Genomic DNA, 19282 nt, shown 5'->3' with positions numbered 1-19282 from the left:
ACGGCCACTCAGATCGCGAACGGCTCGTAGCAGTCGTAGGTGTCGTGGGCGACGATCCGCCCATCGCGAACAGTGAGGAACCCGGCCATGTGCGCGACGATCTCGGTGTCGCCGATCGTGCCGCGCCAGGTCGAGCGGACCGCAGCCCGATCGCCGACGACGAGCACCTCGTGGATCTCGATCGACTGCGCCGTCAACCGGGCCTTGCCCGCCAGGAAGCCGGCGATCGTCTCGTCGATCGTGCGCGTGTGACCGTTCGGCGAGATCGGGTTCGGCAGCTCGGTGAAGACGGCATCGGGTGTGACGACCTCTCGCAGCTCATCCGCGCTGGAGTCCAGGTCGGCGACGAGCGAGAAGTAGCGACGTACGACATCCTCCGTGCTTGTCATGCGAGCGATAATACACAACTATGGTTGTGTGTCCAACGCTCTCACTCTGGTGGATCTCGTCTCACTTGCCGGGGGCGCATCTGACGCATTCATCGTGCGGTCGCTCGAATCCGCGGGATACGCGGGATTGCGAGTGCGCCACGGATATGTCTTCCAGCGACTGCTCGTGGCACCCCTGAGCATCACCGCCCTCGCCCGCGACCTCGGCGTGACGCAGCAAGCGATGTCCAAGACCATCGCCGAGCTGTCCGCACTCGGCTACATCGAGGCATCCCCCGACGCCGCCGATGCGCGACGCCGTTCGATCTCGCTCAGCCACCACGGGCGCGACGCCGTCCGCGCCGCTCGCGACATCCGTGCGCGATTGGAGCGGCGAATCGCCGACGCGGTCGGCGACGACCGACTGCGGGGTGCGAGGGAGACCGTCGAGGTGCTGCTGGCCGAAGTGGGCCTCGCCGACCGAGTCGCCGGACGCGAAGTGCCGATTCCCGGTCCTGCGGACTAGTCAGTCAGGGAACCGGGTCTCCTTGTGTGGCGCGCCCGACCTGTCGTACGTGGTCCACACGCCGACCTGACGCCCGCGATCGAACGTGCCGCTGCGCATGATCGTGCCGTCGACGCGGAACCACTCCCAGTACCCATCCATGTCATCGCCCCGCATGAAGCCGCGGGACCACACGCTGCCGTCGCGGTGGAGCTTGGTGTGGGGCTCGGATTCCGTCACCGGATCAGGATGTCATGTCAGTCGTCGGCGATGAGCCGCTTGGCCGTCGCCCAGGTGTCGAACGGCTCGTAGCCGAGAGCTTCGTAGAAGCCGCGGGCGCTTTCGTTGTCAGGTCGCACCATCAGCTGAACCTTGGGACAGCCCAGCGCGATGAGCCGCTCCTCAGCGACACCCACCAGCGACCGCGCGATGCCCTCACCGCGGCGAGCGGAATCGGTGGCCAGGTAGTACAGCCAGCCGCGGTGTCCGTCGTAGCCCGCCATCACCGATCCCACAACCTCGCCGCCGTCGATCGCGACCAGGAACAGCTCGGGCTGCACACCGAGCTTGCGCTCGATGTCCTCATGCGGATCGTTCCAGGGGCGGGTGAGGCCCGCCCCATGCCACAGGGCCACAACGGCCTCGGTGTCGGCACGGTCGAACGGCCGGATGTCGATCGTCATCCGGCTGCGCTTTCCAGCGACACAGCCGCACCCGGCTCGAGCCATTCGATCGCGTCGTAGCGCTTGAACCACGACACCTGCCGTCGGGCGTAGCGACGCGTGAGCGCCTGCGTCTCCGCGATCGCCTCGGTCTCGGACGCCGTGCCCGCCAGCTGAGCGAGCGCCTGCGCATACCCGATCGCGCGTCTCGCGGTCACGCCGTCTTCGAGGCCCCGCGCGCGAAGACCGGCGACCTCGTCGAGGAGGCCATCTGCCCACATCCGCTCGACGCGCAGGTCGAGCCGCTCGACCAACTCGGCGCGCGGAACGGCGACACCGACGACCCGCGTGTCTGCGCGCCAGAGTGTCGGTGCGTCTGGCAGCGCGGCGCCGTGGGTCGACTCGCCCTGCGCGAGGATCTCGAGCGCCCGCACGATCCGGCGGCCGTTCTTCGGGTCGATGCGCGCCGCGGTGACCGGATCCGCGTCGCGCAACCGTGCGAACAGGACGCCGGGCCCGTCCTGCTCGAGTTGGGCCTCGAGCTCCGCCCGCAGCTCGTCGTCGTGCGGCGGGAAGCGGAAATCGAAGAGCACGCTCGAGACGTACAGGCCGGATCCTCCGACGAGGATCGCATCCGCGCCGCGAGCATGGATGTCGTCGATCGCGGTGCGCGCCGCATCCTGATACCAGGCGACCGCCGCTTCGTCGGTGACGTCGAGCACGTCCAGCAGGTGGTGCGGGATGCCGCGCCGCTCGGCGATCGGCAGCTTGGCCGTGCCGATGTCCATGCCGCGATACAGCTGCATCGCATCGGCATTGACGATCTCGGCGGGCCTGCCCTGCGCGGCGAGGGCCTCCGCGAGGTCGAGCGACAGCGCCGACTTCCCCGTGCCGGTTGCCCCCACCACCGCCCAGAGACGCGGTGCGAACGAGCTGGCTGCGCTCACACCCCGACGCGCAGCGTGGGCAGGCCCAGCGACACCGCGGTCGGCGCACCGCCGGTGGAGGTGGGCAGGGCGCAGGACTCTGCCTGCGTGCGATCCCACGCATCGCCTGCGCGGGTGCGGCGGATGTGCAGCGGCGCTCCGTCGGGAGCATCCGCGAGGAGGTGGAACGGCGCAGCGTGCGTCACGACGACCGACACGACGTCGCCGGGTCGAGGCAGGTCCGACCCTGCCGGGACCTCGAAGTGGACGAGTCTGTTGTCTTCGGCGCGTCCGGTCAGCCGGTGGGTCGCGGCATCCTTCTTGCCCTCGCCCATCGAGACGAGCACCTGGAGTTCGCGGCCGACCTGCTTCCGGTTCTCTTCGAACGAGATGCGCTCCTGCAGGGCGATGAGGCGCTCGTACCGCTCCTGGACGATCGCCTTCGGCACCTGGTCGGGCATGGTGGCTGCCGGGGTGCCCTCGCGGATCGAGTACTGGAACGTGAAGGCACTCGTGAAGCGCGCCTGCTCCACGACACGCATGGTGTCTTCGAAGTCCTCGTCGGTCTCGCCGGGGAAGCCCACGATGATGTCCGTTGTGATCGCGGCGTGCGGCATCCGCTCGCGGACGCGGTCGAGGATGCCGAGGAACCGCTCGCTGCGGTATGAGCGGCGCATCGCCTTGAGGACGCGATCGCTGCCGGACTGCAGCGGCATGTGCAACTGCGGCATCACGGACGGCGTCTCGGCCATCGCGTCGATGACGTCGTCGGTGAATGCGGCCGGGTGCGGGCTCGTGAAGCGGATGCGCTCGAGCCCCTCGATCTCGCCCGCGGCGCGAAGGAGCTTGCCGAAAGCCTGCCGGTCGCCGAACTCGACGCCATAGGAGTTGACGTTCTGCCCAAGCAGCGTGACTTCGATGGCTCCGTCGTCGACGAGGAGACGGATCTCGTTCAGGATGTCGCCGGGACGGCGGTCCTTCTCCTTGCCGCGCAGACTCGGCACGATGCAGAACGTGCACGTGTTGTTGCATCCCACCGAGATCGACACCCAGCCGCTGTAGACGGAGTCGCGCTTCGTCGGGAGCGTCGACGGGAAGATCTCGAGGGACTCGAGGATCTCGAGCTCCGCCTCGCCGTTGTGTCGCGCACGCTCGAGCATGCTCGGCAGCGACCCCATGTTATGGGTGCCGAAGACGACATCCACCCACGGCGCCTTGTCGATCACCGTCTGCTTGTCCATCTGCGCGAGGCAGCCCCCGACCGCGATCTGCATGCCTTCGTGCTTGTCCTTGCGGGACTTCAGGTGGCCGAGGGTGCCGTACAACTTGCCGGCGGCGTTGTCGCGGACGGCGCACGTGTTGATGACGACGACGTCGGCGTCTTGGCCGAGCTCGGCCGGCACATAGCCGGCGCTCTCGAGCGAGCCGGAAAGGCGCTCGGAGTCATGGACGTTCATCTGGCAGCCGAACGTGCGCACCTCGTACGTGCGGGCTCGACCGTCCGGAGCATGCGCGGCGGGAGAGGGCGCGATGATCGTCGGCGCCGAAGACGGAGTGGTCATGATGGGTGCCATTCTACGAGCCGTCCGGTGCACGTCGGCTGAGGGACGGCTTCGCGCCTCACCGGATGCGCGCGCGGATTCGCCCCGCCGAGAGCAGCGTGAAGCCGAAGGCCATCGCGAGCAGCACACCGAAGGCGATGCCGGCAGGAACGAGCGCATCGCCCACGAATGCGTCGATGCCGTAGAACTCCCGGATCGTCGCCGCCGCCTCGGCGTTCCGTCCCACCATCGACGCCAGCGATTCGTCGGTGAATTCGCGTCGGAGGAGCATGGCGCCCTGGGCGAATGGCAGCGCATTGATCGTGCTGGCGACCGCGATCGGAAGCGACCCCACCGGGATGTAGGCGCCGGCGATGAAGCCGAGCACCGTGCCGATGACGGTCGCGAAGCCCGAGAACGCCGCATTGGTGCGGATGAACGAGACCACGAGCGCCGATAGCGCGGTGAAACCCGCGCAGCACAGCACGGTGATGCCGGCGATGCGCAGGACGATGGCGGGCCCGAGCCAGGTGGCGTCGACGATTCCCAGGTAGAGGATGCTCACCGTCAGCACGATCATCGACATCACGACCGCGACGATGACGGCCGCGGCGAGGTAGCCGAGGACGAGCTGCCAGCGGCGCACCGGCGATACCAGGAAGTCGCGGAAGCGGCCGGTCTCACCGTCGTCCACGAGGGTTGCCAGGGCACCGAGCCCGGTCGTGATCGTCGACAGCATCACGATGCCGGCGAACATCCACGTGTCGACGAATGAGCGGATCTCGTCCTCGGACGCAGAAGGGAACGTCTCGCTGAGACCGTCGATCTGCAGGCGGGCGAGGAACAGGGTGTACAGGACGAACAGGATGATGGCGCCGAGGAGCGAGAAGAAGACGTTCATCCGGTCACGGAAGAACAGCCGCAGGTTGCGGCGGACGATCGATCCGACGACTCTCACGCCGCCTCGCCGTCTTCCTGGAGGTCTGCGGCGTCGGTCGTTCCGCCGGTGAGCGCAAGGAACACATCGTCCATCCGGCCGTGGCGGAACTCGAAGTCCCGCACCGCATCACCGTGGGCGTCGAGGATGGCCCGCGCGACCATCGCATCGTCGACGGCGACGACGATTCGCTCGCCGTCCGCCTCGGGGTTGCCGCCGCGCTCGCGTGCCAGCACGATCAGCCCGTCGGGGTCTGCGGAAGTGATCGTCAAGATGCTGTTGCTGTGCTCGGCCCGAAGCTCGGCAGGGGTGCCGTCGGCGATGATCCTGCCCCGGTCGATGATGCACACCCGATCGGCCTCTTCGGTCTCCTCCATGTAGTGCGTCGTGAGGAACACGGTGAGCCCCGTCTGTTCGCGGAGCTCATGGATCGTGCTCCACACGATCGCGCGACTCGCGGGATCGAGGCCCGCCGTCGGCTCATCGAGGAAGACGATGCTCGGCTCGTGGATCAGCGCCCGCGCGATGTCGACGCGCCGGCGCTGCCCGCCGGAGAGCTTGCCGTACGGTCGATCGAGGAACGACCCCAGCGAGATGAGGTCGGTGAGGTCGTTGATCCGTCGATCGGCCCGAGCCCTGGGCAACCGCGCGAGAGTAGCGCGCAGTCGCAGATTCTCGCGCACGGTGAGCATGGGATCCAGCACCGAGTCCTGGAAGACCACGCCGATCCGCTCGCGGACCCGCTCCCCGTCATGCACGACGTCGTGCCCGGCGACTCGGACCGAGCCCGAGTCGAACGGCAGCACCGTCGTCAGGCAGTTGATGGTCGTCGACTTGCCTGCGCCGTTGGCGCCGAGGAACGCGAACGCGATGCCTTCGGGAACGCTGAAGCTCAGTTCGTCGACGGCTGTCACCGTGCGGAATCGCTTGGTCAGCTGTTCGACCTCGATCGACATCGTCCCCCCAGTCACGACCCAGGATGAGCCACGCGGGCGAGCGCGTGGCTCACAGTCTCGCACGTGCGGACGTGCTTGCTCGCCACCCGAGCCTGCCGACGGGCGTCAGCGGAACCGCACGCCGGACGACCCCTTGTCGCGCTCGGCGAGCGCCGTGCGTGCGGCGGTGGTCGCCGCCGACCCGCCGTACCCGCGTCGCATGAGCTGGCCGAGCAGCCGCCGCATGGCGGTCGTGTCATCGACATCGCCGAGGCGAGAGGCTCGGGACCGTGCGAACTCGAGGGCGCGTTCCGCCTCATCGTCGGGAACCGCCGACAGCGCGGCATCGGCGATGTCGCGGGGCACGCCCCGACCGGCGAGCGTCTGGGCGATCACCTGCCTGCCTTGACCCTTGCGGTCGACGCCCACATGCACCAGCTGCTCCGCGAGCGCCGCGTCGTCGAGGTAGCCGTGCCGTATGAACTCGTCGATGATCGCCTCTGCGCGGTGCGCCGAAACGTCGTTCTGGGTCAGGACCTTGCGTGCCTCGGCGACCGACAGCGACCGGGCGCGGAGCTTACGCAGGAGACGCTTCTCGGCCAGGTCGTCGGCGTCGGCGTCGATCTGCGCGTCTTCGTCGTCGGGACTCTCATCCGGCTGATCGTCCTCGAGCCACGTCGGGTGCCAGTCGGCATGCGCCGCCTCGGGTCGGCTTGACCCGCGCTCCATCGACCGAGGGACCGCGGGGGCGACCGACGACACTGTGTGCGCCGGTCGCTCCGCAGGGCGTACGCCGAAGAGCGGGATGACGGCAGCGGGCGACTCGTGCCCGCGTCCGTCTTCGGTGGAGTCAGTCACTTGTGTTGAGCCTCTCGAAACACTTGCGTCGAGCCTGACGGAACGTCAGGCGGGGCGGCGAGCCGCCAGCTCGTCCTCACCCGACGCCTCGACGGCCTTGGGCTGGCCGATGCCGAGCTTCGCCTTGATCTTGGTCTCGATCTCGGCGGCGACATCCTCGTTCTTGATCAGGAACGAGCGTGCGTTCTCTTTGCCCTGTCCGAGCTGCTCACCGTCGTAGGTGTACCAGGAGCCGGACTTCTTGACGATCTCGTGCTCGACACCGAAGTCGATGAGGCTGCCCTCGCGCGAGATGCCGGTGCCGTACAGGATGTCGAACTCGGCCTGCTTGAACGGCGGCGCCATCTTGTTCTTGACGACCTTGACGCGCGTGCGGTTGCCGATCGCATCGGTGCCGTCCTTCATCGTCTCTATGCGACGGATGTCCAAGCGCACCGAGGCGTAGAACTTCAGCGCCTTGCCACCGGCGGTGGTCTCGGGGCTGCCGAAGAACACGCCGATCTTCTCGCGCAGCTGGTTGATGAAGATCATCGTGGTGTTGGTGGTGTTGAGGCCACCGGTGAGCTTGCGCAGCGCCTGCGACATGAGGCGAGCCTGCAGACCCACGTGGGAGTCGCCCATCTCGCCCTCGATCTCGGCCTTGGGAACGAGCGCCGCGACGGAGTCGATCACGACGAGATCGATCGAGCCGGAGCGGATCAGCATGTCGGCGATCTCGAGCGCCTGCTCGCCAGTATCGGGCTGCGACACGAGCAGTTCGTCGATGTCTACGCCGAGCTTGCGGGCGTATTCGGGGTCGAGCGCGTGCTCGGCGTCGATGAACGCGGCGATACCGCCCTGCTTCTGCACGTTGGCGATCGCGTGAAGCGTGAGTGTCGTCTTTCCGGACGACTCAGGACCGTAGATCTCCACGATGCGCCCACGAGGGAGTCCGCCGATGCCGAGTGCGACGTCCAGGGCGATCGATCCGGTGGGGATCACCTCGACGGGCGCGCGCTCGTCGCTGCCCAGCCGCATCACCGAGCCCTTTCCGAACTGCCGGTCGATCTGGGCGAGTGCCGACTCGAGAGCCTTCTCGCGGTTTTCGGGTGATGGCATGGCGTGCTCCTTATGCTCGCGTTCCGTCGCCTGTAGGCTGTCGCGCTCCGTCTCGAGGACCGATGGGGATGCTGCGACAAGGCGTGTGGTGTCGTTCGACGTGGTTCACGCTAGGGGTGGGCTCCGACATCCGTCTTCGCTCCTCCCGTCGCTGTGGACAGACACGTCCTCGACACCTGCTGTGCAGGAGCCTACGCGGGTGTCGAACAGACGTTCGACGACACGCCGAGCCTGAGCTCAGCCGCGACGCGGTTCGAGGCGCCCCACGCCGTAGCGGCGTTCGAGTGGCACGTCGGTCTCGACGCAGAGCGCGAGCCAGACCTCGCGGGGCGGGATGCCGGCATCCAGAGCCTGGGCGGCGGTGCGACCATTCAGGTCGGACAGCACCAGATCGGCGATGAGCGGACCAGCCTGCATGCCGAATTCGTCGCGCACGGCACGATCGAACTCACTGCGGCGCATGACCGGGACGGAAGGTCAGCGGATCAGCGCAGCGACAGCTCGGCGTCGACCGAGGCGACCAGGTCGTCGGGAACGACGTCCGGGAAGCCCTGCAGGCCTTCGAGCACCGAGATGCGGTCGCCGACCTCGCGCATGATGATCGAGATGGGAACATCGAGGGCCTCGGCGACGGACGCCAGGATTTCGCTCGACGCTTCTTTCTGACCGCGCTCGACCTCGCTCAGATATCCGAGTGCGACACTCGCACGGCTCGCAACCTGACGGAGGGTGCGGCCCTTCTGCTGGCGGAAGTCACGAAGCACTTCGCCGATCTCTTGACGAACCAGGATCACTGTGGGCCCCCTCTCACTTCTGATTCCGCCGTTCTCCGGGTGGACAACGGTACAGCACCGGATGATGCCAATCTAATCCCGTCCACTGTGGAATGGGTGGGAATCGCTGAATGTAACCGAGCCGAAACACGTTGTGTTCCCGATGTGACCTCACAGTTCTTCGAGGCACAGTGCGAGTGCACGATCGACTGTCGCTGCGCGGATCTGATCACGCGAGCCGGGGATCTCCAGCGACGTGATCCCGGTCCCCTCCGGCGTGACGACGGCGATGTGGACGGTGCCGACGGGTTTGCCGTCCTGTGGATCGGGTCCCGCCACACCGGTCGTCGAGACGCCCACATCCGCGCCCAGCAGGGTTCGGATGCCCTCCGCCATCTGCCACGCCACGGCCGGGTCGACCGCTCCTGCCGAGGCGAGCAGGTCGGCGTCGACCTTCAGCAGCGACTGCTTCACGTCCGTCGCGTATGCCACCACGCCCCCGCGCATGGCGGCCGAGGCGCCGGGCACCGACACGATCGCCGCGGCGACGAGGCCGCCGGTGAGCGACTCGGCTGTGGCGATGGTCCAGCCACGCCGGTCCAGACGCTCCAGCACCTCCGCAGCGGCGAGATCCGTCATGCGGCATCCCTGCTCTTGCGCCCGGCGCGCACCGCGGTGATCACGTAGTCGATGCCGCTGGCGATCGTGAGGACGACGGCGATCGTCATCGTGATGCCGTTCACCCAGAAGATCCAGTCGCCGACGAGCGTCCACAGCGGCAGCAGTGCGAGCGAGAGCGCGACCGCCTGTGCGAGGGTCTTCAGCTTACCCATCCAGGCGGCGGCCACCACATGATCGCTCGCGACGATGAATCGGTGCACCGTGATGCCGATCTCGCGGATGAGGACGACGATCGTGATCCACCACGGCAGCTCGCCCAGGATCGACAGGCCGATGAACGCGAAGCCGGTGAGGATCTTGTCGGCGAGCGGATCGAGCAGCTTTCCGAGGTCCGTGACGATGTGGTGCTTGCGTGCCAGGTAGCCATCGATCCCGTCGGTCGCGATCGCGACGATGAACAGCACGGCGGCCCACCACCTGAGCGTGCCGTCCGCTCCCCCGTCGGCGAGCAGCATCCAGAGGAACACCGGCGCGCAGAGGATGCGCACGATCGTGATGGCGTTGGGAAGCTGCCGTGGGATGGCCATGGCCCGAGCCTAACGCGGTGGCGCCGGTCAATCGCGGCCGGTGAGCCCCCAGGCGTCTTCGTCGTCGTCGCTCTCGACGACGGCGTAACCGTCGTACTGCGCGTCGACGGGATCGGGCTCGACGTCGGGCACATCGTCTCCGCGAAGCCGGGCGAGGACGCCGGGCAGCTGCTCGTTGGTGACCAGGACATCGCGGGCCTTCGATCCTTCGGACGGCCCGACGATCTCGCGCGACTCCAGGAGATCCATGAGTCGTCCGGCCTTCGCGAAGCCGACCCGGAGCTTGCGCTGCAGCATCGACGTCGAGCCGAACTGCGTGGAGACGACGAGCTCGGCGGCCGCGAGAAGCAGCTCGAGGTCGTCGCCGATGTCCGCGTCGATCTCCTTCTTCTCGGCGACCACCGCGACGTCCGCGCGGTACTCGGGTCGCGCCTGCGCCGTGACGTGCGCGACGACCTTCTCGATCTCGAGCTCGCTGACCCACGCCCCTTGGACGCGCACCGCCTTGGAGGTTCCCATCGGCAGGAAGAGTGCATCGCCCTGGCCGATCAGCCGGTCGGCACCGGGCTGATCCAGGATGACGCGAGAGTCGGTGACGCTCGTCACGGCGAACGCGAGCCGCGACGGCACGTTCGCCTTGATGAGGCCGGTGACGACATCCACCGATGGGCGCTGGGTGGCGAGCACGAGATGGATGCCGCTGGCCCGGGCGAGCTGCGTGATGCGGACGATCGAGTCCTCGACGTCGCGAGGCGCGACCATCATGAGGTCGGCGAGCTCGTCGACGACGACCAGCAGGTACGGGTAGGGCTTGAGCACCCGCTCGCTGCCGGGCGGCAGCTTCACCTCTCCCGCGCGGATGGCGGCGTTGAAGTCGTCGATGTGGCGGTACCCGAACGATGCGAGGTCGTCGTACCGCATGTCCATCTCCTTCACGACCCACTGCAGCGCCTCGGCCGCCTTCTTCGGGTTCGTGATGATGGGCGTGATGAGGTGCGGCACGCCGGCATATGAGGTGAGTTCCACGCGCTTCGGATCGATCAGCACCATACGGACGTCCGCGGGCTTCGCCTTCATGAGCAGGCTCGTGATCATGGAGTTCACGAAGCTCGACTTGCCCGAGCCCGTGGAACCGGCCACGAGCAGGTGGGGCATCTTGGCGAGGTTCGCGACGACATATCCGCCCCCGACGTCCTTGCCGACGCCGATGGTCATGGGGTGCGTGGAGCTCTGCGCGTTCGTCGAGCGCAGCACATCGCCGAGCGTGACGATCTCTCGATCGGTGTTCGGGATCTCCACGCCGATGGCGCTCTTCCCGGGGATGGGTGCGAGGATGCGCACCTCGTTCGACGCCACCGCGTAGGCGATGTTGTTGGTGAGAGCAGTGATCCGCTCCACCTTGACGCCGTGGCCGACCTCGATCTCGTACTGCGTCACCGTCGGGCCGCGCGAGAAGCCGGTCACACGGGCGTCGACCTGGAACTGGTCGAGCACGCTCGTGATCGCCCTCACCGTGTCGTCGTTGGCCTGCGAACGCGCTTTGTGCGGAGTGCCCGCCGCGAGGGCGTTCACCGACGGAAGCCGGTACGCTGCCGCCGGCGCGGAGCGGACGGAGTCGGAGCCGATCCCGGACAGGCCCGGCAGGATGCCGTCGTCCAGCGGGTCCTGATCGGAGTCGTCGCGCAGCGACGTGCCGCCTTTCTTCGCCGCCTTGGCACCCGCGAGCGCTGCCGAGTCGATGACCTCGGTGGGAGCGTCCGGCGTGAAGGTCGGTGCAGGGGGCGCAGCAGGGAGGACGGCCTGGTCGAAGCCGCCCACGACCGCACCGGGTGGCAGCAGTTCGGTGAGGTCCTGCGAGGCGATCCCGCTGTCCGGGTCCTTCTCGCGCCCGGTCTTGTTGCGCCGCCACCATGGCAGCGCCGAGTCGGTGGCGTCGGCGTCAGCGTCCGTGCCGGTGGGTGCGGCATCCGTCGCCGGTGTCGCATCGCCCGGCTCGGTGCCGAACATCCAGTTGTAGAGCTCGCCGAGGCGACGCCCGATCCGGTTCGGCGGAGTCTTCGTGATGATGAGGATGCTGAGCGCCGCCAGGATGCCCAGCACGATGTAGGCGCCGATCGGGGTGAGGAGCAATGCGAGCGGCTCGCCGATCATCCAGCCGAACAGTCCACCGGCCGCGCTGAGCGCCGGAAGCCCCTGACTCGGCTGCGGGCGGTCGCCCGCGACGTGGCAGAAGCCGGCGATCGTCAGGATCAGCAGGCCGAACCCGATGCCGATGCGGCCGTTGTCATGCACAGATGACGGATGCCGGAACATCCAGCCGGCGAGGAGCAGCAGGAGGACCGGCAGGATGAACGCCTCGCGCCCCAGCAGGGCGCCGACCGTGTAGGCGCTGATGTTGGTCGCGACATCCGACCCGATGAAGAACCATTCGACGACCGCACCGGCGATGGCGAGCAGTACCAGGAGGAACGGGAAGCCGTCGCGTCGCTCATCCTTCGCCAGGGTCTCAGGACCGAATGCCCGGAACAGCCCACCGGTCGCGTGCGCGAGACCCAGCCAGGCACGGACGATGAGCGGCGGCTTCTCGGCATCGCCGACATAGCGCTTGGGCGCGGGCGCGGGTTTCGCCGCGCGCGACGACGCCGTGCTCTTCGCAGGCGTGGTCTTCGCGGCCGTGGTCTTCGCAGGCGTGCCTTTCGAGGGCGCGCCTGTGCCTCTGGTCGAACTCGCCATGCCGTCAACCGTACGGCCCGTCGACGACTTTTCCCCGGAACGACGCGGCCATGCCACCCGCCCCTCCGGCCGGGTGACGGATGCGGCTGGCCTCAGCGCAGGCGCTTGACCATCGTGTCGCGGCCCATTCCGCTCTGTGTGACCGCGAACCCCTCGCTGCGGTAGAGCGTCGCAGCGAAGTTGCCGCGTTCCACGCTCAGGCTGATCCGCGCGTAGCCCTCGGCCCGCGCGAGGTCGCAGAGGCCGTGCAGGAGCGTCCGGCCCACGCCGTGCGCCCGCCAGATCGGCCGGACTCCGATGATCAGCTCAGGCACCCCGGTGCCGACATAGCCGAACCCGGGGTCGCTGCGTGGCAGCATCCGGTACCAGGCGGCGCCGATCGGCTCGCCGTGTCCGTCGAGGGCGATGAGCCCGGCATCGCCCGGGCGCATCCAGCCGGCGACGTAGCGACCGTGTTCGGCGCTCGTCATCACCTGATGCTTCGGCGATGCGCCGCCCTGGCGCCAGTTCGCCGCCTCGACCACCATGTCGCCGAGGAACGCGCCATCGGCCTGGGTGGCCGGTCGGATGCTGAACGACGAGGGCATGTCGTGAGTGTATTCGCGGTCTGTTACGCCTCGATGACGAGGGGGATGATCATGGGCCGCCGCCGCAGCGATTGATTCACCCAACGTCCGATCGTGCGCCGCACGACCTGCGAGAGGGCGTGCGGGTCGCGCACCCCCGATCGCGCGGCCTCGGTCAGCGCCGCGGCGATCTTCGGCTTCACACTGTCGAAGACGGTGTCGTCCTCGGCGAACCCGCGGGCGTGGATCTCCGGCCCGGTGATGATCCGGCCGGTGGCGGCATCCACCACCACGATGACCGAGATGAAGCCCTCCTCGCCGAGGATCCGCCGATCCTTGAGGTCGGCCTCGGTGATCTCGCCGACCGTCGAGCCGTCGACGTAGACGAAGCCGAGGTCGAGCTGGCCGACCACGTTCGCAACGCCGTCCTTGAGGTCGATGACGGTGCCGTTCTCGCCCAGGATCGTCCGATCGGCGGGGATGCCGGTGTCCTGCGCGAGCTTGGAGTTGGCCATGAGGTGCCGGTACTCGCCGTGCACGGGCAGCACGTTCCTGGGCTTGAGGATGTTGTAGCAGTACAGCAGCTCCCCCGCCGCGGCATGACCCGAGACGTGGACCTTCGCGTTCCCCTTGTGCACCACGTTCGCGCCGAGCTTGGTCAGCCCGTCGATCACGCGGTACACGGCGTTCTCGTTCCCGGGGATGAGGCTGGAGGCGAGGATCACCGTGTCGCCCGGACCGGGCTCGATCTCGTGGTCGTTGTTCGCCATGCGACTCAGCACCGCCATCGGCTCGCCCTGGGACCCCGTCGACATGTAGACGATCTTGTCGTCGGGCAGGTCGCGTGCCTTCTTGTAGTCGATGAACACGCCTTCGGGCACGTGCAGGTAGCCGAGGTCCTCGGCGATGCCCATGTTGCGGACCATGCTGCGACCGAGCAGGGCAACCCGGCGACCGTGGGCGGCTGCGGCATCCAGCACCTGCTGCACACGATGCACGTGGCTCGAGAAGCTTGCGACGATCACGCGGCGGGGCGCCTTGCCGATGACCTGATCGAGCACGGGGCCGATGCTGCGCTCCAGGGGCGTGAAGCCCGGGACGTCCGCATTGGTCGAGTCGACGAGGAACAGGTCGACGCCCTCTTCGCCGAGCCGCGCGAAGGCGCGGAGGTCGGTCAGCCTGCCGTCGAGGGGAAGCTGGTCCATCTTGAAGTCGCCGGTGGCGAGCACCAGTCCGGCGGGCGTGCGGATCGCCACCGCGAGCGCGTCGGGGATCGAGTGGTTGACCGCGATGAACTCGAGGTCGAAGGCGCCGAGCCTCTCGTGCTGCCCCTCGCTCACCGTGAGCGTGTACGCCTTGATGCGGTGCTCTTTGAGCTTCGCCTCGATCAGGGCGAGGGTGAGCCCCGACCCAATCAGGGGAATGTCCTGCTTGAGCTTGAGCAGGTACGGCACGGCGCCGATGTGGTCTTCGTGACCGTGCGTGAGCACGATGCCCACGACGTCGTCGAGCCGGTTCTTGATGGGCTCGAAGTCGGGCAGGATCAGGTCGACGCCGGGCTGGTGCTCTTCGGGGAACAGCACTCCGCAGTCGACGATGAGCAGCTTGCCGCCGTACTCGAACACTGTCATGTTGCGGCCGACCTCCCCGAGTCCGCCCAGCGGCGTCACGCGCAGTGTTCCGGCTTCGAGGGCGGGCGGGTCGTACACGGTGCCGGGCATCAGTCACCTTCCTCGGGATGCCGGGGCATCCGCGTCTGCGCCGCCACGATGTGTGGCGGCGCATGGTCGTCATCTCGTGGTGCCGGAGACCTTCGGCAGGGCGCCGCCCGCGGCGGCGTTGCGATCGGGTCGGAAGTTGGAGAAGTCGGCGCCGGGGACGCCGCGAACGAGGGCGAGCTCGTCCTCGATCTTGGCGGCCTCCCACTCCTCGGGACCGACGAGCGGCAGCCGGACGCGCGGGCTGCCGATGCGGCCGAGCCCGTGCAGGATGTACTTCGCCGACACGGTGCCCGGCACGTGCGTCATCACGGCGCGGACGAGCGGCTCGAGGTGCTTGTGCTCGGCGGTCGCTGCCGCCAGGTCGCCGCGGTTCACAGCGTCCACGATGGCGCGGTACGGCTGGGCCGCGATGTTCGCGGTCACGCCGATGAGCCCGGTGGCCCCGATCGACAGATGGGGCAGCACGTTCGAGTCGTCGCCGGAGAAGTACATCAGGTCGGTCTGGTTGAGCACGCGACTGACCTCGCTGAAGTCGCCCTTCGCGTCCTTGATGGCCAGCACATTGGGGTGCTTGGCGATCCGCAGGATCGTCTCGTACGCGATGGGGACGCCGGTGCGGCCGGGGATGTCGTAGAGGATCACCGGCAGGTCGGTGGCGTCTGCGACGAGCCGGAAGTGAGTCAGCACGCCCGCCTGCGTCGGCTTGTTGTAGTACGGCGTGACGATCATGATGCCGTCGGCGCCGGCCTTCTCGCTCGCCTTGTAGAGCGAGATCGCGTGCGCCGTCTCGTTCGACCCGCCGCCGGTGATGATCTTGGCGCGGCCGGCCGCGACATCCTTGCCGACCTCGACGAGCCGGATCTTCTCGGCATCCGTCAGTGTGCTGGTCTCACCCGTCGTGCCGGTGACGACGATGCCGTCGGCGCCCGCGGTGATGACGTCGTCGATGTGCTTCTCGACCGCGGGCCAGTCGACCTCGCCCTCCGTCGTCATCGGAGTGACGAGAGCGACGAGCACCTGGCCGAACGGATTGCCGGTGTGCGTCATTCCTTCAGGGTATCGGCTCGGACGGATACCGCTCCGCCGAATGGGGCTCCGCCCCAAACCCCCGGCTCGCTGACGCACGCCGCCGAATGGGGCTCCGCTCCAAACCCCCGGCTCGCTGACGCACGCCGCCCAATGGGGCTCCGCCCCAAACCCCCGGCTCGCTGACGCACGCCGCCGCTCAGCGCTCGCCGCTACGCTGGCGCCACACCTGCATTCGAGGAGGTCACCCGTGCTCGCACTCGAAGCCATCGTCGCGATCGGTGTCGCGCTCGTCATCGCGGCAGCGGCGGCGCCGCGCCTGCGGATCCCGCTCGCCCTGGTCCAGGTCATCGTCGGCGTGCTGCTCGGGTTCATCCCGGCGCTGCGCGACGTGCAGCTGCCGTCCGAGGCCGTCCTGCTGCTGTTCCTGCCCGCGCTGCTCTTCTGGGAGAGCGTCACCACCTCGCTCCGCGAGACCCGGCGCTACCTGCGGGTCATCGTGCTCAACGGCACCCTGCTCGTGTTCGCGACGGCCTTCGCGGTCGCGGGCGTAGGGGTGTGGTTCGGGATGCCGTGGGCCATCGCGCTCGTGATGGGCGCCGCGCTCGCACCGACCGATGCGACGGCGGTCGGAACCCTCGCGAGCGGACTCCCGCTGCGTCAGCGGACCGTTCTGCGTGCCGAGAGCCTCATCAACGACGGCACGGCGCTCGTCGTCTACGGGCTGGCGGTCGGTGTCGCGGTCGGCTCCGCGCAGCTCACGCCGCTCTCGGTGACATGGGACCTCGCGGTCTCGTACGTGGGTGGAGTGGCGATCGGGTTCGCGGTGGGGTTCCTCGGCGCATACCTGCGTCGCATCCGAATCACGGTTGCGAGCAACGTCGCGATGATCATGACGCCGTTTCTCGCGTTTCTCGCCGCCGAGCTCGTCCATGCCTCCGGAGTGCTCGCGGTCGTGGTGTGCGGGCTGCTCATGAGCCAGCGCGGTCCACGCGTGGCACGACCCGAGGCCCGCGATCAGGCGCTGTCGTTCTGGACGCTGACGACATACATCCTCAACGGGGCGCTCTTCGTGCTCATCGGGCTCGAGCTTCAGGTCGTTGTGCGCGATCTGCCGTCCGGCGACCTGGGTTTCGGCATCCTGCTCGGCGTCATCGTCTGGATCGCGCTCATCGTCGTGCGGCTGGCCTGGACGTTCATCACCACGGGCCTCATCCGCACGCTCGATCGTCGGCCCTACCAGCGCACGCTGCGCGCGCCGACGCGGGCGCTCGTGATGAACGCGTTCGCGGGCTACCGCGGCGCGGTCTCGCTCGCCGCTGCCCTCGCGATCCCACTGACGATCGAGGGAGGCGCGCCGTTCCCCATGCGCGACCTCGTCGTGTTCGTCACGGCGGTGGTGATCGTGCTCACGCTCGCCGTGCAGGGGCCGCTGTTCCCCCTGCTCATCCGCTGGGCCCGCCTTCCGGCGGACAGCGAGGCGGATGAACGCCTGCTCGCGCAGACCGAGGCCACGCGCGCGGCACTCGCGGCCCTTCCCGATCTCGCGGCGTCGCTCGGCGTCGATGACGAGGTGCGTGACAGGGTCGCACAGGAGTCGGAGCAGCATCTGGCGGCGCTGCAGGCCGATGGCGAGACCGCGGACGGCGCCGAGACCGCGCGCACGAAGGAGCAGTACCGGCGCCTTCGGCTGGCGGCGATGCAGGTCAAGCGTGACACCGTGCTGCGGCTCCGCGACGAACAGCGCATCGACGACACGGTGGTCCGTGCCCTGCAGACGCAGCTCGACCTCGAGGAGATCCGGCTCACCGGCCGCCAATTGGAGTGACCAGGCCGCTGCGTCAGCGTCCGGTTTCGCCTGCCTTCACGACGACGGATGCCGGCACCAGCCGCGTGAGGGCGATGAGCGCCTTGTATCGCAGCGAGGGAACCGAGACCGCCCTGCCGCGCGCCGCATCCTGAAGCGCAGCCTGGACGACGTCGTGCGCAGTGAGCCACATCGCGTCGGGGATCCCCTCCTGCCCGGGCGGAAGGCCGAGACGCTCGTGGAAGTTCGTGTGCACGAACCCGGGGCACACTGCGGTCACGGTCACACCCCGCGGCGCATAGCGCACGTTCGCCCAGCGGCTGAAGCTGATGACCCACGCCTTGACGGCGCCGTATGTGCCGCGGGGGATGAAGCCGGCGACCGAGGCCACGTTGATGATCCGGCCGCTCCCCCGCGCCAGCATCGACCCGAGGGCGGCGTGGATGAGGCGCATCGGCGCCTCGACGTGCAGCGCGAGGTGGCGCGCCTCATCCTCGATGTCGTTCGATTCGAACGCGAGCGGGAGGCCGTAGCCGGCGTTGTTGACGAGGATCTCGATCGGGCGGTGGGCCTCCTGCAGGCGGTTCGCGATCTTGTCGCGCTGTCGCGGAACAGTCAGGTCGGCGACGATGACCTCGGCCGTGACACCGTAGCCGTCGCGCAGCGATGCGGCAACGGACTCGAGGGCTTCTTTGTCGCGGGCGACCAGGACGACATCGGCGCCCCGCAGCGCGAGCTGGCGCGCGAACTCGGCGCCGAGACCAGAGCTGGCGCCGGTGATGAGAGCGGTTTTGGGCATGCCTCAGAGCCTAGGTCGACCCGCGGGCGGGAAGCGCATCGGCTACGGCGCGACGCGGCCGTTCGCGTTGAACGACGCGTGCGTCAACGGCATGAGCTCCGTCCAGATGGCTTCCATCTTCTCGGCGCACATCTCGATCTCGCGCTGCGGGAACGACGGGAAGTGGGTGCCGGCGACCTTGGTTCGCAGCGACAGGAAGTTCATGAGCGAACGCGCATTCATCGTCACGTACATCGACGAATAGATGTTCAGCGGCAACACGATGCGCGCGACTTCGCGGGCGACGCCCGCCTCCAGCATCCGCTGGTATGCCGTGAACGCGAACGTTGCCGCGTCGCGTGTCGCGACATCCACGAGGGCGTACTGCTCCTCGCTGCCGGGCAGGAACTCGTATGCGCCCGGCTTGCCGACCTGGAGGAGGTTGCGTTCCCGGGCGGGCACGTAGAACACCGGACGCAGCTCGCGGTAACGGCCCGACTCTTCGTTGTACGACGCAATGCGGTGCCGCATGAACTCGCGGAAGACGAAGATCGGCGCCTGCACGTAGAAGGTCATCGAGTTGTGCTCGAACGGGGAGCCGTGTCGATCGCGCATCAGGTAGTTGATGAGTCCGCGGTCGCGGCCCTCCGACCCGGTCCCTGAGCTGGTCGACGGGCCGGCGGCCGCCGATTCGAGCGTCTGCTCTCCCTGGGTCGACACGCGTGCCGCGAACAGGACGTCGGAGTCGGAGGCGCTCGAGCGCACCAGCTCGACCGTCACATCGCTGCGGAACTCGATCTCGGGCGTGGCGGGTGCGGTGTCATCGGTCACGCGAGCCAC

21 protein-coding genes are annotated in these 19282 nt (G+C 68.3%); 2 read left to right on the top strand and 19 right to left on the bottom strand.

All coding sequences use genetic code 11. From position 1 onward, the window contains the following. Window positions 1-8 precede the first annotated feature (8 nt). Entirely contained in the window at window positions 9-389 is a 381-nt protein-coding gene (locus tag ABD188_RS10570; protein WP_344061633.1) for a nuclear transport factor 2 family protein, read from the bottom strand. 28 nt (window positions 390-417) lie between these two features. Between ABD188_RS10570 and ABD188_RS10565 the strand changes: the two genes are divergently transcribed. Then, the gene (locus tag ABD188_RS10565) at window positions 418-894 is read left to right on the top strand and encodes a MarR family winged helix-turn-helix transcriptional regulator (RefSeq protein WP_344061630.1); all 477 of its coding nucleotides are present in this window, start codon (window positions 418-420) and stop codon (window positions 892-894) included. Here the strand turns inward: ABD188_RS10565 and ABD188_RS10560 are convergent, their stop codons facing one another. From ABD188_RS10560 to dapA, 16 genes are all read right to left on the bottom strand, one after another. Then, a complete protein-coding gene (locus tag ABD188_RS10560; protein WP_344061627.1) occupies window positions 895-1113 on the bottom strand; it encodes a toxin-antitoxin system YwqK family antitoxin in 219 nt (72 codons plus the stop codon). It lies immediately after the preceding gene. A gap of 17 nt (window positions 1114-1130) precedes the next feature. After that, window positions 1131-1556, bottom strand: coding sequence for a GNAT family acetyltransferase (locus ABD188_RS10555; RefSeq protein ID WP_344061625.1), 426 nt, complete (start codon window positions 1554-1556; stop codon window positions 1131-1133). Then, window positions 1553-2482 (bottom strand): tRNA (adenosine(37)-N6)-dimethylallyltransferase MiaA, encoded by a 930-nt coding sequence (miaA, locus tag ABD188_RS10550; RefSeq protein WP_344061623.1) that lies wholly within the window; start codon window positions 2480-2482, stop codon window positions 1553-1555. Before miaA ends, ABD188_RS10555 begins: the two co-directional genes overlap by 4 nt. Further along, a complete protein-coding gene (gene miaB, locus ABD188_RS10545) occupies window positions 2479-4023 on the bottom strand; it encodes a tRNA (N6-isopentenyl adenosine(37)-C2)-methylthiotransferase MiaB (RefSeq protein WP_344061620.1) in 1545 nt (514 codons plus the stop codon). Before miaB ends, miaA begins: the two co-directional genes overlap by 4 nt. Window positions 4024-4081: 58 nt before the next feature. After that, the gene (locus tag ABD188_RS10540) at window positions 4082-4960 is read right to left on the bottom strand and encodes an ABC transporter permease (protein ID WP_344061617.1); all 879 of its coding nucleotides are present in this window, start codon (window positions 4958-4960) and stop codon (window positions 4082-4084) included. Then, the gene (locus ABD188_RS10535) at window positions 4957-5895 is read right to left on the bottom strand and encodes an ABC transporter ATP-binding protein (RefSeq protein WP_344061614.1); all 939 of its coding nucleotides are present in this window, start codon (window positions 5893-5895) and stop codon (window positions 4957-4959) included. The genes ABD188_RS10540 and ABD188_RS10535 overlap by 4 nt, the downstream gene beginning before the upstream one ends. A gap of 105 nt (window positions 5896-6000) precedes the next feature. Next, the gene (locus tag ABD188_RS10530) at window positions 6001-6732 is read right to left on the bottom strand and encodes a regulatory protein RecX (protein WP_344061611.1); all 732 of its coding nucleotides are present in this window, start codon (window positions 6730-6732) and stop codon (window positions 6001-6003) included. Window positions 6733-6777: 45 nt separating this feature from the next. After that, on the bottom strand, window positions 6778-7830 hold the full coding sequence (gene recA / locus ABD188_RS10525) for a recombinase RecA (protein WP_344061608.1): 1053 nt from the start codon (window positions 7828-7830) through the stop codon (window positions 6778-6780). 237 nt (window positions 7831-8067) lie between these two features. Further along, complete coding sequence (locus tag ABD188_RS10520) at window positions 8068-8292, bottom strand: DUF3046 domain-containing protein (protein ID WP_344061605.1); 225 nt, start codon at window positions 8290-8292, stop codon at window positions 8068-8070. 23 nt (window positions 8293-8315) lie between these two features. Continuing rightward, window positions 8316-8624: a helix-turn-helix domain-containing protein gene (locus ABD188_RS10515; protein WP_179437768.1), complete on the bottom strand. Its 309-nt coding sequence runs from the start codon at window positions 8622-8624 to the stop codon at window positions 8316-8318. Between the two features lie 150 nt (window positions 8625-8774). Further along, complete coding sequence (locus ABD188_RS10510; protein ID WP_344061600.1) at window positions 8775-9242, bottom strand: CinA family protein; 468 nt, start codon at window positions 9240-9242, stop codon at window positions 8775-8777. Then, complete coding sequence (gene pgsA, locus ABD188_RS10505; protein WP_344061597.1) at window positions 9239-9811, bottom strand: CDP-diacylglycerol--glycerol-3-phosphate 3-phosphatidyltransferase; 573 nt, start codon at window positions 9809-9811, stop codon at window positions 9239-9241. Before pgsA ends, ABD188_RS10510 begins: the two co-directional genes overlap by 4 nt. A gap of 27 nt (window positions 9812-9838) precedes the next feature. Further along, the gene (locus ABD188_RS10500; protein WP_344061594.1) at window positions 9839-12544 is read right to left on the bottom strand and encodes an FtsK/SpoIIIE family DNA translocase; all 2706 of its coding nucleotides are present in this window, start codon (window positions 12542-12544) and stop codon (window positions 9839-9841) included. Window positions 12545-12636: 92 nt separating this feature from the next. Continuing rightward, window positions 12637-13131 (bottom strand): GNAT family N-acetyltransferase, encoded by a 495-nt coding sequence (locus tag ABD188_RS10495; RefSeq protein WP_344061591.1) that lies wholly within the window; start codon window positions 13129-13131, stop codon window positions 12637-12639. A gap of 23 nt (window positions 13132-13154) precedes the next feature. After that, a complete protein-coding gene (locus tag ABD188_RS10490; protein ID WP_344061588.1) occupies window positions 13155-14831 on the bottom strand; it encodes a ribonuclease J in 1677 nt (558 codons plus the stop codon). 69 nt (window positions 14832-14900) lie between these two features. Further along, entirely contained in the window at window positions 14901-15878 is a 978-nt protein-coding gene (gene dapA / locus ABD188_RS10485) for a 4-hydroxy-tetrahydrodipicolinate synthase (protein WP_344061585.1), read from the bottom strand. Window positions 15879-16107: 229 nt separating this feature from the next. On the opposite strand from dapA, the gene ABD188_RS10480 reads away from it, so the two are divergent. Then, window positions 16108-17685, top strand: coding sequence for a Na+/H+ antiporter (locus tag ABD188_RS10480; protein ID WP_344061582.1), 1578 nt, complete (start codon window positions 16108-16110; stop codon window positions 17683-17685). A gap of 13 nt (window positions 17686-17698) precedes the next feature. Here ABD188_RS10480 and ABD188_RS10475 read toward each other — a convergent pair whose 3' ends face one another. Continuing rightward, window positions 17699-18463, bottom strand: a complete 765-nt coding sequence (locus ABD188_RS10475; RefSeq protein ID WP_344061579.1) for an SDR family NAD(P)-dependent oxidoreductase — start codon at window positions 18461-18463, stop codon at window positions 17699-17701. Between the two features lie 42 nt (window positions 18464-18505). Then, window positions 18506-19273, bottom strand: coding sequence for an FAD-dependent thymidylate synthase (gene thyX, locus ABD188_RS10470; protein ID WP_344061576.1), 768 nt, complete (start codon window positions 19271-19273; stop codon window positions 18506-18508). Window positions 19274-19282: the final 9 nt, after the last annotated feature.

The organism is Microbacterium pumilum (assembly GCF_039530225.1).
GTDB lineage: Bacteria > Actinomycetota > Actinomycetes > Actinomycetales > Microbacteriaceae > Microbacterium > Microbacterium pumilum.
Note: the sequence above shows the minus strand (reverse complement) of the source record. Positions and strands in the feature narration are given on the sequence as shown.